Source organism: Pseudomonas sp. GW822-FHT02G04, assembly GCF_058802085.1.
On record NZ_JBXANU010000018.1, the window covers coordinates 33,425 to 46,637 of the forward strand.

The following is a 13,213-nucleotide window of genomic DNA, read 5'->3' on the forward strand; positions in this document are numbered from 1 at the left end:
AGTTGCCAATAAGTCAATTTTCGTAAGCTCTCGCACTTCCTAAAATACTTCGGACCCCCCTTCCGGAGCGTGCAGTACATGACTTCCCTCGCGGCAACGGCACCTCTCGCCGCGGCCAAACCTGCGGCTGCCGTCGCACCACCGGTCTTCGGCCCGCGAATCATCATCGGCCTGGTGGGCGTGTTGCTGGCGGTGCTGGTGTCGGGACTGAACGAGATGGTGACCAAGGTTGCCTTGGCCGACATTCGCGGTGCGTTAGCCATCGGCTACGACGAAGGCACCTGGCTGGTCGCCAGCTACACCGCGACCTCGGTGGCCGCCATGGCATTTGCCCCTTGGTGTTCGGTGACGTTCTCGTTGCGGCGCTTCACCCTGTGCGCCATCAGCGTCTTTACCTTGTTGGGCGTGCTGTGCCCGTTTGCCCCGAATTACGAAAGCTTGCTGGTCATGCGCACTCTGCAAGGCCTGGCCGGCGGAGCGTTGCCGCCGATGCTGATGACCGTCGCGCTGCGGTTCCTGCCGGCCAACGTGAAGCTCTATGGCCTGGCCGGTTATGCCCTGACGGCGACGTTCGGCCCCGGTCTCGGCACCCCGCTGGCCGGGTTGTGGACCGAGTACGTCGGCTGGCAATGGACCTTCTGGCAAATCATCGTGCCATGCCTGATTGCCATGGCAGCGGTGGCTTACGGTTTGCCCCAGGATCCACTGCGTCTGGAACGCTTCAAGTCATTCAACTGGCGTGGCTTGCTACTGGGGTTTCCGGCGATCTGCATGTTGGTGATCGGCATCCTGCAAGGCAATCGGCTGGACTGGTTCGAATCGAGCCTGATCTGCGCACTGCTCGGCGGCGGGCTGCTGTTGCTGGTGCTGTTCCTGATCAATGAGTGGTCGCAACCGATTCCATTCTTCAAGTTGCAGATGCTCGGCATTCGCAACCTGTCGTTCGCGCTGTTGACCCTGGCCGGCGTGTTGGTGGTGTTGCTCGCGGTGGTCATCATTCCCTCCAGTTACCTGGCTCAGGTCCAGGGTTATCGCCCGCTGCAGACGGCGCCAATCATGCTGTTGGCGGCGTTGCCACAGTTGATCGCGCTGCCGTTGGTGGCGGCGCTGTGCAACCTGCGTTGGGTCGATTGCCGCTGGGTGTTGGGGATCGGCCTGAGCATGCTGGCGCTGTCTTGCATCGGCGGCTCGCAGCTGACGTCGGCGTGGATTCGTGACGATTTCTACGTCCTGCAATGGCTGCAGATTTTCGGTCAGCCCATGGCCGTGCTGCCGCTGTTGATGCTCTCCACCGGCAGCATCACCCCGATGGAAGGGCCGTTCGCCTCGGCCTGGTTCAATACGGTGAAAGGCCTGGCGGCGGTGATCGCCACCGGTGTGATCGACGCGCTGACCACTACAAGGCTGCATTTTCACTCGAGCATGCTGGTGGACAACCTCGGTAACTCGCCTCTGGTTGATGGCGCTAGCGCGGGCCTCGCTCACCGTCTGCATCAGCAGGCTGTGGTGCTGACTTCTTCCGATCTTTATCTGTGCATGGCTGGCGTCGCCGTGGCGCTGATCCTGCTGATTTTCTGGCTGCCGACGCGGATCTATCCACCGCGTGCGCCAACTTGAACGCTTCACTGAAACAGAAGGTTTTTATGACGACTCAATCAAAGCAAAAAGTCGCTGTCGGCGTTGCCGCAGTGATGGCGGTCGGCGTGTTGATTTACCTGCTGGCGCCGGGCGTGTTCGGCAAGCGTACACAGCAGAGCACCAACGATGCCTTCGTCTCGGCGGACTTCACCCTGGTGGCGCCGCGCGTAGCGGGATTCATCAAGGAAGTGCTGGTGGAGGACAACCAACGGGTCAAGGCAGGGCAACTGCTGGCGTTGATCGACGACCGCGACCTGCGCGCTGCTGCTGAAGCCGCTGACGCTGAAACCCTGGTGGCCAGGGCGCAGCTGCAGAACGCTCGGGCGACCCTGGAGCGCCAGACGTCGGTGATCGCTCAGGCCCAGGCTACGGTGGTTTCGGCGAAGGCGGAAATGGCCTTCGCCGAGCATGAACTGAACCGCTACAACCACCTCGCCGGGGTGGGCGCCGGCACCGTGCAGAATGCTCAGCAGGCGCGCACGCGCATCGATCAGGCCAGCGCTCGGTTGGCCAATGCCACGGCGGTGCTGGCGGCGGAGCGCAAACAAGTGGAGATACTGACCGCCCAGCGCGATGCGGCCGAAGGTGGGTTGAAACGAGCGCAAGCGGCGCTGGAAATGGCCAGCTTCGAACTGTCCTATACGCGCATCGTTGCGCCTCTGGATGGCATGGTCGGCGAGCGCGCGGTGCGGGTCGGCGCCTATGTCACGCCGGGCAGCAAGATTCTGGCCGTAGTGCCGTTGGAACGGGCGTATGTGGTCGCCAATTTTCAGGAAACCCAGCTGACCGACGTACAGCCGGGGCAGGACGTGCAAGTGCATGTCGACAGCCTTGGTGGCGAAGCCCTGCAGGGGCGCGTCGAGAGCATCGCACCGGCCACCGGCGTGACCTTCGCCTCGGTCAAACCGGACAACGCCACCGGCAACTTCACCAAGGTTGTGCAACGGATTCCGGTGAAAATCATCCTCGACCCGGGCCAGCCATTGGCCGAGCGGTTGCGGGTGGGGATGTCGGTGGAGGCGAGTATTGATACTGCCAGCGCTACCGCCGATGAGCATGAGGTCGCACAACGATGAACTTCGCTAATCGCACATCCCTGTGGCGAGGGAGCTTGCTCCCGCTGGGCCGCGAAGCGGACCCAAAATTTGCGAGTGCTGCGCACTCGAACGGGAGCAAGCTCCCTCGCCACAGCGTCAGCATTCGTTCAGTCGCTATTGTGTTGAGTCTACTTTCGTTGAGTGCCTGCACCGTCGGCCCCGACTTCCAGCGCCCTCAGCCGCAGCAAGTCGCCCAATGGTCGAAACCGACCAAAGCCGCCAGTCAGGTCGTTCCCAACGAGATGGACGAACGCTGGTGGGAAGTGTTCCACGATCCGAAACTCTCGGCCCTGACCCAACGCGCCCTGACCGACAACCTCGACTTGAAACTCGCCAGCAGCCGCTTGCAACAAAGCCGCGCCGCGCGCCAGGTGATCACTGCCGAGCGCTACCCCAACACCGCCGCCACCGGCAGCTATGGGCGCAAACGCAACAGCGGTGAAGGCCTGAACGATCCGTCGGGCAACAACGGCGATTCGGTGTACAACCTATGGGATGCAGGCTTTTCCGCCGCCTGGGAACTGGATATCTGGGGCCGGGTGCGCCGCGAAACCGAAGCCGCCGATGCCACCCTGGAAGTAGCGGAAAACGATCGCCGTGGGGTGCTGCTGTCGGTGCTCGCCGAAACGGCTCAGGACTACATTCAACTGCGCGGTGTGCAAAACACCCGGGCCGTCACCGAGCAGAACCTCGACGTCGCCCGGCATAGTTTGAAACTCTCGCAACTGCGTCTGGCCGACGGTGTGGCGACGGATCTGGACGTCGCCGAAGCCGCCGCGCAAGTCGCGGCCATCGAATCACGTTTACCGGCGCTGGAGCAGCGTCAGTCGCAACTGATCAACGCGCTGAGCCTGTTGATGGGCGAACCGCCGCAAGCGCTGTCCGCCGAGTTATCCACAGATGCTCCGGTGCCGCAAACTCCGCGTCAGGTCGCCATTGGTTTGCCGTCGCAATTGGCCGAGCGCCGCCCGGATATCCGTCAGGCCGAAGCCCGACTGCATGCCGCTACCGCCAGCATCGGCGTGGCCAAGGGGGACTTTTATCCGCGGATCACCCTGTCGGGCAACATCGGTTCGCAAGCTCTGCAACTGAGCGATTTCGGCTCCTGGGGCTCGCGCTCGTTCGGCATCGGTCCGCAATTGAGCTTGCCGCTGTTCGACGGCGGCCGCTTGCGCGGCATGTTGCACCTGCGCGAAGCCCAACAACAGGAAGCGGCGCTGGCCTACCAGCAAACCGTGCTGCGGGCCTGGCATGAAATCGACAATCAACTCACCGCCTACAACGCCAGCCAGTTGCGCCGCGACAGCCTCGCCGAAGCCGTACGCCAAAACCAGATCGCCCTGCGCACCGCGCAACAGCAATACGTCGAAGGGGTGGTGGATTTCGTCAACGTCCTCACCGTGCAAGGCGAGTTGCTGGCGACCCAGCAGCAGTGGGTCGAGAGCTCGACCGGGGTGTCGTTGGCGATGGTTGGTTTGTACAAGGCGTTGGGTGGGGGATGGGAGTCGGTGTATCCGGTGGCGAAGATGGCACAACGTTAATCTGCTCGCAGAAAAACGAAAAAACCGGCCGGAGCCGGTTTCTTCACCCTGACTGCCAGCGAACTTAATCGCTGCGTGTAGGGTTCAGTTCGGCGAGATTAAGGTGATATGTCTGCGCCTGCAATGTGTGGTTGTCCGGCTATGGCGTGGGAACTTTCCGGATGATTTGTAAGGAAATTAATACCTATCCGCCAACGCGCTTTCCAACCAATGATGGCCATCCGCTTGACGAGCCTCCCCGCTGTCTTAGACTCCGTTCATCCGTCAGGGAGTTACGGTTATGCGGCGTTTTCGTATTTGGGTTGCGGGATTAACCTTTGTAACGTGCGTAGTACAGGCGCAAACGCCTGCGCCAGACGATCCGTTGCCGGAAAGCAACGCGGTCGGCGGTAACGCGTCAGCCAGCAGCGAGGCCCGTGGCGTGCTGCGAGCCCGGGATCAGGCGGTGCTCGCCAGTGAGTTGTCCGGGCGGATTGTCGAGTTGCCGTTCAGTGAGGGCGAGTCGTTCAAAAAGGGCGACACCCTGGCGCGGTTTGACTGTTCGGCTTATCAGGCTCAGCTCAACGCGGCTCAGGCCGCCAACCGTGGCGCCGGTGAGGAGCTGACTCATAATCGGCAACTGGCGGCGTTGAATTCGGTGGGGCGCTTTGAAGTGGCGCGGGCCGAGGCCAAGGTCAGCGAAACCCAGGCGCAATCTCAGGTTTATCAGGTTCAGGTCAAACGCTGCAGCGTGGTCGCGCCGTTCGATGGCCAGGTCGTCGAGCGCAAGGTCAAACGCTACGAAAGCGTTGCCGCCGGCGCGCCGTTGCTGGATGTGGTCGATAACCGCACCCTGGAAATTCACCTGTTGGTGCCGTCACGCTGGATGGGCAAACTCAAGCCCGGCCAGACGTTCAGTTTTGTCCCCGATGAAACCGGTCAGCCGCTGGATGCCACGGTCAAGCGTCTCGGCGCGCGGATCGACGAAGGCAGCCAGACTTTGCTGCTGGTGGCGACGCTGCCCAACGCTAGCGGTCTGTTGGCCGGCATGAGCGGAACGGCACGTTTCGCGGAGCTCAAGTGAACGCCCCGGTAACGGGCGGCGCGGAGCAGGTGTTCGCCAGGTTTCTTGATCTCGAACGCCAGACCCGCGCCGCTCGCAATCCTTCGCAACTGGCTTACAGCCTGGTCAATGACGGCCAGGTGCTGTTCGGTTTTCGTCATGCCGCATTGTTGATCGCCGGCAAGGTGCAGGCGGTGACCGGTGTCAGTGCGGTGGAGCCGAATGCGCCGTTCGTGGCGTTTGTCGAGCAAGCGGTCGCGCAGCTGTTCAAGCTCGAGGTGCTGAGACAGGCACGGGTGATCGCGCCCGATCTGCTCAACGAATCGATTCAGGCCGACTGGCAAAGTCTGTCGGCCGCTCAGGTGTTCTGGTTGCCGCTGATCGATCATCAGGGCGAGGTGTTCGGCGGGCTGTGGCTGGCGCGGGATATGCCGTGGAACCCTTCCGAGCAAGTGCTGCTGTCGCAACTGGGCGGCACTTACAGCCATGCCTGGCTGGCACTGCAACCGCGCAAACCCTGGCGACTGCGCTGGACGCGTAAGCGTCAGGTGGCACTGGTCGCCGTGTTGTTGCTCGGGTTGCTGATTCCGGTGCGCCAATCGGTGTTGGCGCCGGCCGAGGTCGTCCCGTTGGGCGGCCGGGTGGTCGCGGCGCCGCTGGACGGGGTGATCGCCGAATTCCTGGTCAAACCCAACCAGACGGTGAAAACCGGCGACCTGTTGCTGCGCTTCGAAAGCACCACGCTCAAGGCTCAGGCTGATGTGGCCGAGCGCGCTCTGGGCGTTGCCGAAGCGGAACTCAAGGCCAATTCCCAACGCTCTTTCGCTGATGCCGAATCCAGCTCGAAAATCGATCTGCTGGCGGCCCGCGTCGAGCAGAAGCGCGCCGAACGGGATTACGCCCGTGAACTGCTCAAGCGCAGCGAAGTACGCGCCGAACGGGACGGCATCGCGGTGTTCGCCGATGCCGAACGCTGGACCGGCAAACCGGTGCAGACCGGCGAGCGCTTGATGGAACTTGCCGACCCGAACCAGGCCGAGTTGCGCATCGAATTGGCCGTGGGCGATGCGATTTCCCTGGAACCGGGGGCGCAGGTCGCACTGTTTCTCGACAGCGATCCGTTACAGCGGCACCAGGCCAGACTCGAACGTTCGGCCTATGAAGCGCAGCCAACAGCTGGCGGGCAATTGGCTTATCGACTGGATGCGACGTTCGACGCTGCACCGCCGCGCATTGGCCTGCGTGGCACCGCGAAAGTCTTCGGCGACCGTGCGCCGCTGGCGCTGTACCTATTGCGTCGACCGCTGGCTGGGTTGCGTCAGAGCGTGGGCCTTTAGATGAGCCTGCCGAGCCTGCGGGCAGACCTGCAATTGTCGACGGCGGCCCCGGCCCTCGACGGGTCCCCTTGCTGGACCCTGGCCGACCCGGTGCGTGGGCGTTATTTCAAACTCGGCGCGGCGGCGATGCGCTTGCTGCGTCATTGGTCCCTCGGTGATCCCGAGCAGGTGCTGCGTGCCGCCAACCGCGAGCCAGGGCTGCCGCTGGACGGCGCGGCGCTTGAGCAATTGCTGGAATTTTTGCGCGGCCACGACCTGATCAGCGCCCTCGACCCATCGCAGCGCGCCAGTTACAGCCTGAAGGCCGCGGCTCAGCGCCAGAGCCTGTGGAAAATCCTGCTGCATCAATACCTGTTTTTCCGGATTCCGCTGTGGCGCCCGGACGCTTTTCTCAATCGTGTCTGGCCGTGGCTGGAGCGTTTCGGCCCACACGCATTGCGCTACGGATTGCCCGCGACGCTGGGGCTCGGGGTGTTTCTGGTGTCGCGGGACTGGCAGCGATTCATTGCCACCTTTCCGCACTTGTTCAGCCTCGGCGGCGCGCTGGCGTTCGCGGTGGCGCTGTTTTTCGCCAAGCTGTGCCACGAGTTCGGCCACGCCTTCATGGCCAAGCGCGCCGGTTGTCGGGTGCAGAGCATGGGCGTGGCGTTCATGGTGCTGCTGCCGATGTTTTACACGGACGTCAGCGACGCCTGGCGGGTCAACGACAGACGTGCGCGGTTGCTGATCGGCGCCGGCGGGGTGCTGGCGGAACTGGTGTTGGCGTGTATCGCGCTGCTCGCCTGGTCACTGCTGCCCGATGGCCCCGGGCGCACGGCGGCGTTCATGCTCGCCAGTGCGACCTGGATCACCACGCTGGTGATCAACCTCAACCCGTTCATGCGTTTCGACGGCTACTTCTTGCTCAGCGACTTCTGGGAAGTGGACAACCTTCAGGGGCGCGCCTTTGCCTTGTGTCGCTGGCGATTGCGCGAGTTTCTGTTCGGCTACGCTGCCCCGGCACCGGAGCCGTGGTCGCCGAAGATGCAGCGGCGTTTGTTGATCTGGGGATACGGCTCGTGGCTGTGGCGCGCGGCGTTGTTTTTCGGGATTGCGCTGGCGGTTTATCACCTGTTCTTCAAGGTATTGGGGATCTTCCTGATGCTGGTGGAACTGGTGTGGTTCATCTTCCTGCCGATCCTGAGCGAGTGGCGGCAATGGTGGAGTCGTCGCGAGCAGGCGCATACGCCTCGGGTACTGCTCAGCGGCCTGACGTTGTTCGGGCTGTTGTTGCTGCTGGCGCTGCCGTGGCGCAGCGCGGTGGAGTTGCCGACGATGCTGGAAGCTGGCCGCGCCAGTGCCCTGTACGCGCCGGTGGCGGCGCGAGTCAAAACGGTGAATGTGCACGACGGCCAGATCGTCGCCCAAGGCGAGGTGCTGATCGAGCTGGAATCACCGGATCTGGACTCACGCCAGGCCATCGTCCGTCGCGAGATCCAGATTCAGCAGTCGCAGATGCGTCGTCAGGCCAGCCGTAGCGAAACCGCGGCCGACGCCGGAATCGTCGAACAGCGCTTGGCGGAAGCGGTGGCCGAATACCGAGGCCTGGTCGCCCGGCGTGAGCGTCTGCTGTTGCGTGCGCCCCACGCCGGCAAGGTGCGCGATCTGTTGCCGCAGCTAACGGTCGGTCGCTGGCTTTCGACCAAGGATCCTTTGGCTCGGGTGGTCGAAGACGGCGCACGGTTGCGCGGTTATCTGGCCGAAGCCGAGCTCTGGCGTGTCGCCCCGGGTGCCAGCGGGCGGTTCATCGCCGATGACCCGATGCACCCGGCGATCGCCGTGCAATTGAGCGAAATCGATACCAACGGCGTGGCCTATGTCGATCAGGAAGCACTGACCTCCGATCACCACGGGCCGATTGCCGTGCGCCGGGATCAGCATCAGCGCGCCGAGCCGGTGCAGGCGCAGTATGGCGCGCGGTTGAGCATCCTCGAAAATACGCCGACGCCGGTGCAACCTTTACGCGGCATTGTGGTGTTGCAGGGCAGCGGCGAATCGTTGCTGGGCGTTGCCTGGCGGCGCATGGCGGCCCTGGGGGTCAGGGAAAGCGGTTTCTAAGGGAGAACAGCGATGGCGAGCAGCGATTCAGTGGCAGCGGACGGCTTGGTGGTCAGGCCTTCGCGGGCCAGCGATGGACCTTTTCTGCACAGCCTTTACCAGGCGGCGCGGCCGGATCTGCAATGGATCGACGGCGAGCAGGAAGTGGTCCAACAGGTGGTTGCCCAGCAATTCAACGTGCAGGAACAAGGGCTGGAGGAGAACTTTCCCAACGCCATGCATTACGTGATCGAGAAACTCGACACGGCCATCGGCGCACTGACCACGGATTTTGGCTCCAATGAAATTCGCGTGCTGTACCTGGCGTTCATCCCCCAGGCCCGAGGCCGGGGTTACGGGCGGACGGTGCTGCAAGGCGTGCAAAAAGCCGCGCAACAAATCCGCTGCCCGGTGGCGACGGTGGTCTGGGCCAACAATCCCCATGCGCGCCAGCATTACCTGGCGCTGGGGTTTCAGGTTGAAGAGCGCAACCCCGCGGCGGAGCGGCTGGTGTGGTATCCGCAAGGCTGAACCCATAACCGATTGTAGGAGCTGCCGAGTGAAACGAGGCTGCGATCTTTTGATCTTAAAAAAATCAAAATCAAAAGATCGCTGCCTGCGGCAACTCCTACATAAAGCGATCAGCGTCGCTGTTCAATTGAACGCGATGTAGAAATAACCCACGTCGGGATCCCGCCCCATCGTCGGCACTCGCGAGACAAAAATATTTTCCACCTCGCCCAATTCCGGTAACTCCAGCGCACACAAGCCATCGACAAAGTCAGTGGGTTGCAGGCTGTTGAGCTCGACGCTGAATGGCATGCGCTCGCTTTTGGGCATCTGTGAATGAGGCGTTTCTTTCAGGGTGTCGATATGGACCGGCAATTCACTGCCATCGGGCAGCCGCAGCGTCCCGGTCTTGCCCAGCAGTGCCTGAAAGTGTTGGCTTTGAACCTGTTGCAGCATGGCATCCCTCCATCAAGCAAAAGTGGCCGGGGGATGTGCGTCCCCCGGCCAGACCCTCAGTTACGCGAAGGGAACAGCCCGTTCAGGGCGATGCTGAAGTTGAGCACCAGGAACGGGTTCATCACCGTCATGGGCAAACCGTTGCCGGCGGACGAGATTTCCCCCGTCACTGTGCTGGTTATACCCTTGAGCGGCACGGCCGCGGCACCTTGCTGATCGGAGTAGATGTTCGCCGAGCCGGGCCCGCCGCTCGAGGCACCGATGTACGAGTTGGTCGCGGTCGGGTTGCTGACCGGGCTGCTCGCCGGGCTGGCCAGTTGCAGGGTGGTGGTGGCCGTGAGCCCGGACAAGGCGTGGGTGTGGTTGGGCAGGTTATTGATGGTCGCGGTGACGTTCTCGGTCCCGGAGACTTCGCCGATGACGCGCGGGGTCAGGCCCAGGCCGTTGCCCATGCAAACCGGCATGCGGCCTTGCAGGTTGGGCAGCACGAAATTGGTGGTGCCATTGCCTCCATAGTAGGTTCCCAGCAGTGAGAAAAGCGCTTGGTATTGGGAGATCCCCAGCGTCTGGCCATAGCACAGGGCCCAGCCGTTGGGGGCGAAGTTAAAGGCGAAAGGTTGGATAGTGCCCATGAATGCTTCCATAGTTCCTCATCCCTCAGGTTAGTGTCTGATGCGTCACGTTGCAGGCCCGGTTATCCGGGTAGTTCGCAGTGATCAGCCGACTCCATTCATCTCCGTGGCTGGGTCACGCCACGCCAAAGCGTAGACGCTGATCGCAATGATTGCCGGACGTCGTCCGTCGCAAAGTCGGCATCGACGACGGGCCTGCGGCTGTCCTACAGTGCTCGGGAAATTTCCTGATTCACTGGGTAGTAGCTCACTGGGTAGTAGCCCACTGGGTCGTGGCTCACCAAGTCAAAACAAGGGGAGGCAATGGAGGCGCGTAGAGAAACACCGCTGGGCGATACCCAGGATCCGCACGCGATGCCGGGCTCGTGGGCGGCTGCCCGGCGCTTGCTGCGATGGGCGCGGGAGCACTGGCTGCTGCCGATCCTGGCATTGGCCGCGCTGGTGCGGTTTTACGACCTGACGGCGGCGGCGATCTGGGGCGACGAAGGCTCCAGCCTGTTACTGAGCCAGTATTCCCTGGTCGGGATCTGGGAACATGCGGCCCATGATGTGCATCCGCCGCTGTATTTCATGCTGCTGCACGGCTGGATCGAATTGTTCGGCGACGGCATTTTTTCGATTCGCATCCTCAGCGCGCTGCCAGGGATTGTCACGGTCGGGCTCGGCGTCTGGCTGGTGGACCTGCTCGCGACCCGCCGCGCCGCGTTGCTGGCCGGGGTTCTGCTGGCGCTGTTGCCCACGGCGGTGCGTTACAGCCAGGAAGTGCGGATGTATTCGCTGCTGGGGTTGTGGCTGATCGCTGCCACGATCGCCTTGATGTGTTGGATAAAACAGCCGCAACGTACGCGCTATCTGGTGATTTACACCCTGCTGATGACTGCGGCGTTCTACACCCATTACTTCACCGCGCTGTGCGTGCTGTGTCACTGGTTGTATCTGGGTGTGATCCGTGTGCAGCCAGGGTATCGACTGCGGCACATTCAGCGCTCGGGCTGGTGGTTGGCCAATGTGGCCATTGTGCTGTTGTACCTGCCGTGGGTGCCCAGCCTGATCGATCTGATCCAGCACATGGATCTGCTCAAGGCCAATGGCGATGTGGGGTGGGAGCCCCCCGTCACGCTCGACTCATTGCCGTCGATGATCTGGTCGCTCCTGATCCAGGACGATGGCGAGAACCTGCCCACGCTGATTTTTATCGCGCTGCCACTGGCGCTGGTGGCCGTGGCGGGTGTGGCGCTGGCCCGCGACCGCAGTGTGTTCCGTGGCAGTGCGCTGGCGGTGATCTACACCGTGATCCCGTTATTGCTGGTGTTTGCGGTGTCGTTCATCTCGCCGGTGTTCATCGAGCGTTACCTGACCGCTTATGCCTTGGGCTTGCCGATGGTTGTCGCGCTAGCCGTCGATCGGCTGTACGCAGACTTCAAGGTATTGGCGCTGGCCGTGTTGCTGCTGTTTGCCGGCGTCGAGCTGGTGGGGCTGAAGAACAATGCCACGGTGGATACCGGCGATCAGATCAGCGTCATGGTCAACTATGTGAACCAGCACTTCATGCCAGGCGACCGAATCGTCACCAGCGACATGCTCTGGTACCTGAGTTACGTCTATTACAACCAGACCGCCGCCAAACCGATGCTGTACACACCGCCGATGGCCGATGGCCGATCGAGCCGGCCGAATGCCTACGGCTTCGGCACGCTGGTGACCAATGACATCTACCTGGATAGCCTTGGCGCCTTGCCCAAAGGCACTGGTCGAATATGGCTGGTCGGTAGCATCGAGGGGCCGGACGAGTTCGCGCCGTTACCCGCAGGCTGGCAACGTGTCAGCGATGCCCGGGCGGGCGGCGCCGAGGCACGCTTGTATGTGCTGAAGTAATCCGGTGAGGGCTTAAACGATTCATCTTTCAGTCCGTTATATAAATCGCGTTTTCCAGTCGATTTAGCTCCGATTTGATATCAAAACACCACTAGATGTAAGGCCATTCATGGTCTACGCTCCGTCGTACAAAGGACTGAATGACGGGTGAATGGATTGCAACAATTCCACTTTATCTCCGGCTTGCCGCGCTCGGGCTCGACCCTGCTTTCTGCCATTCTTTTGCAGAACCCGCGTTTTCATGCCGGCATGACCAGCCCAGTGGGCGCACTTTTTTCCGGTGTTCTGGAACAATGCAGCGCCGGCAGCGAATTCGGTGCGGTGATCGACACCGACCTGCGTCGCCGCCTGTTGCGCGGCCTGTTCGATTCTTACTACGCCGACAAGGCCGACAAACCGGTGGTGTTCGACACCAACCGCTTGTGGAGTTCGCGCCTGCCGGCGATCAGCGATCTGTTCCCTCAAGCCAAGATCATTGCCTGTGTGCGTAATGTCGCCTGGGTCATGGACAGCATCGAGCGCCTGTACCGCGCCAATCCCTTCGAAAACACCAAGCTGTTCGGCGATGCGGTCGAGCGCAACACGGTCTACAGCCGCTGCGAAACCCTGGCCCAGCGCAATCGGCTGGTGGGATTTTCCTGGGCCGCGCTCAAGGAAGCCTATTACGGCGAACACGCCGACTCGTTGCTGATCATCGACTACGACCTGCTGAGCCAGGCGCCGGAGCGGGTGATGCGGCTGGTCTACGACTTCATCGGTGAGCCCTGGTTCGAACATGATTTCGATCATTTGGCCTACGACGCGCCGGAATTCGACCAGGCCCTTGGCCTCTCAGGGCTGCACAAGGTGAAGGCCAAGGTCCAATTGCAGTCCAGGCGCACGATCCTGCCGCCGGACTTGTTCAAGCAGTACGCCGAGTTGTCCTTTTGGCTCGATGGCTCAGCCAGCGCCGCCAATGTCATTCGTATGAAAGCCGACGCCGCGATCAGTTGATCGCGGCGTTTTCATT

The 13,213-nt window shown here is 62.2% G+C and carries 11 protein-coding genes; 9 read left to right on the top strand and 2 right to left on the bottom strand.

Annotation, left to right across the window (positions count from 1 at the left end):
• The first annotated feature begins 78 nt into the window (after positions 1 to 78).
• The 7 genes from AC1RO5_RS20835 to AC1RO5_RS20865 all read left to right on the top strand — a co-directional run bounded on the left by AC1RO5_RS20835 (position 79) and on the right by AC1RO5_RS20865 (position 9,262).
• Complete coding sequence (locus tag AC1RO5_RS20835; RefSeq protein ID WP_493177345.1) at positions 79 to 1,617, top strand: MFS transporter; 1,539 nt, start codon at positions 79 to 81, stop codon at positions 1,615 to 1,617.
• 26 nt (positions 1,618 to 1,643) lie between these two features.
• Complete coding sequence (locus AC1RO5_RS20840) at positions 1,644 to 2,714, top strand: HlyD family secretion protein (RefSeq protein ID WP_493177347.1); 1,071 nt, start codon at positions 1,644 to 1,646, stop codon at positions 2,712 to 2,714.
• On the top strand, positions 2,711 to 4,276 hold the full coding sequence (locus AC1RO5_RS20845; RefSeq protein WP_493177348.1) for an efflux transporter outer membrane subunit: 1,566 nt from the start codon (positions 2,711 to 2,713) through the stop codon (positions 4,274 to 4,276). Before AC1RO5_RS20840 ends, AC1RO5_RS20845 begins: the two co-directional genes overlap by 4 nt.
• 280 nt (positions 4,277 to 4,556) lie before the next feature.
• Positions 4,557 to 5,339, top strand: a complete 783-nt coding sequence (locus AC1RO5_RS20850; protein ID WP_493177350.1) for an efflux RND transporter periplasmic adaptor subunit — start codon at positions 4,557 to 4,559, stop codon at positions 5,337 to 5,339.
• Complete coding sequence (locus tag AC1RO5_RS20855; RefSeq protein ID WP_493177352.1) at positions 5,336 to 6,655, top strand: efflux RND transporter periplasmic adaptor subunit; 1,320 nt, start codon at positions 5,336 to 5,338, stop codon at positions 6,653 to 6,655. The genes AC1RO5_RS20850 and AC1RO5_RS20855 overlap by 4 nt, the downstream gene beginning before the upstream one ends.
• Positions 6,656 to 8,752: a site-2 protease family protein gene (locus tag AC1RO5_RS20860; protein WP_493177353.1), complete on the top strand. Its 2,097-nt coding sequence runs from the start codon at positions 6,656 to 6,658 to the stop codon at positions 8,750 to 8,752.
• Between the two features lie 12 nt (positions 8,753 to 8,764).
• Entirely contained in the window at positions 8,765 to 9,262 is a 498-nt protein-coding gene (locus AC1RO5_RS20865; protein WP_493177355.1) for a GNAT family N-acetyltransferase, read from the top strand.
• A 123-nt stretch (positions 9,263 to 9,385) separates the two neighbouring features.
• Here AC1RO5_RS20865 and AC1RO5_RS20870 read toward each other — a convergent pair whose 3' ends face one another.
• Both AC1RO5_RS20870 and AC1RO5_RS20875 read right to left on the bottom strand, forming a co-directional pair.
• Positions 9,386 to 9,697 (bottom strand): DUF6916 family protein, encoded by a 312-nt coding sequence (locus AC1RO5_RS20870; RefSeq protein ID WP_493177356.1) that lies wholly within the window; start codon positions 9,695 to 9,697, stop codon positions 9,386 to 9,388.
• A 56-nt stretch (positions 9,698 to 9,753) separates the two neighbouring features.
• Positions 9,754 to 10,341 carry a phage tail protein gene (locus tag AC1RO5_RS20875; protein WP_493177358.1) on the bottom strand — a complete coding sequence of 196 codons (588 nt, stop codon included), beginning with the start codon at positions 10,339 to 10,341 and terminating at the stop codon, positions 9,754 to 9,756.
• A gap of 291 nt (positions 10,342 to 10,632) precedes the next feature.
• Between AC1RO5_RS20875 and AC1RO5_RS20880 the strand changes: the two genes are divergently transcribed.
• On the top strand, positions 10,633 to 12,204 hold the full coding sequence (locus AC1RO5_RS20880) for a glycosyltransferase family 39 protein (RefSeq protein ID WP_493177360.1): 1,572 nt from the start codon (positions 10,633 to 10,635) through the stop codon (positions 12,202 to 12,204).
• 147 nt (positions 12,205 to 12,351) lie between these two features.
• Positions 12,352 to 13,197: a sulfotransferase family protein gene (locus tag AC1RO5_RS20885; RefSeq protein ID WP_018929397.1), complete on the top strand. Its 846-nt coding sequence runs from the start codon at positions 12,352 to 12,354 to the stop codon at positions 13,195 to 13,197.
• Positions 13,198 to 13,213 lie beyond the last annotated feature (16 nt).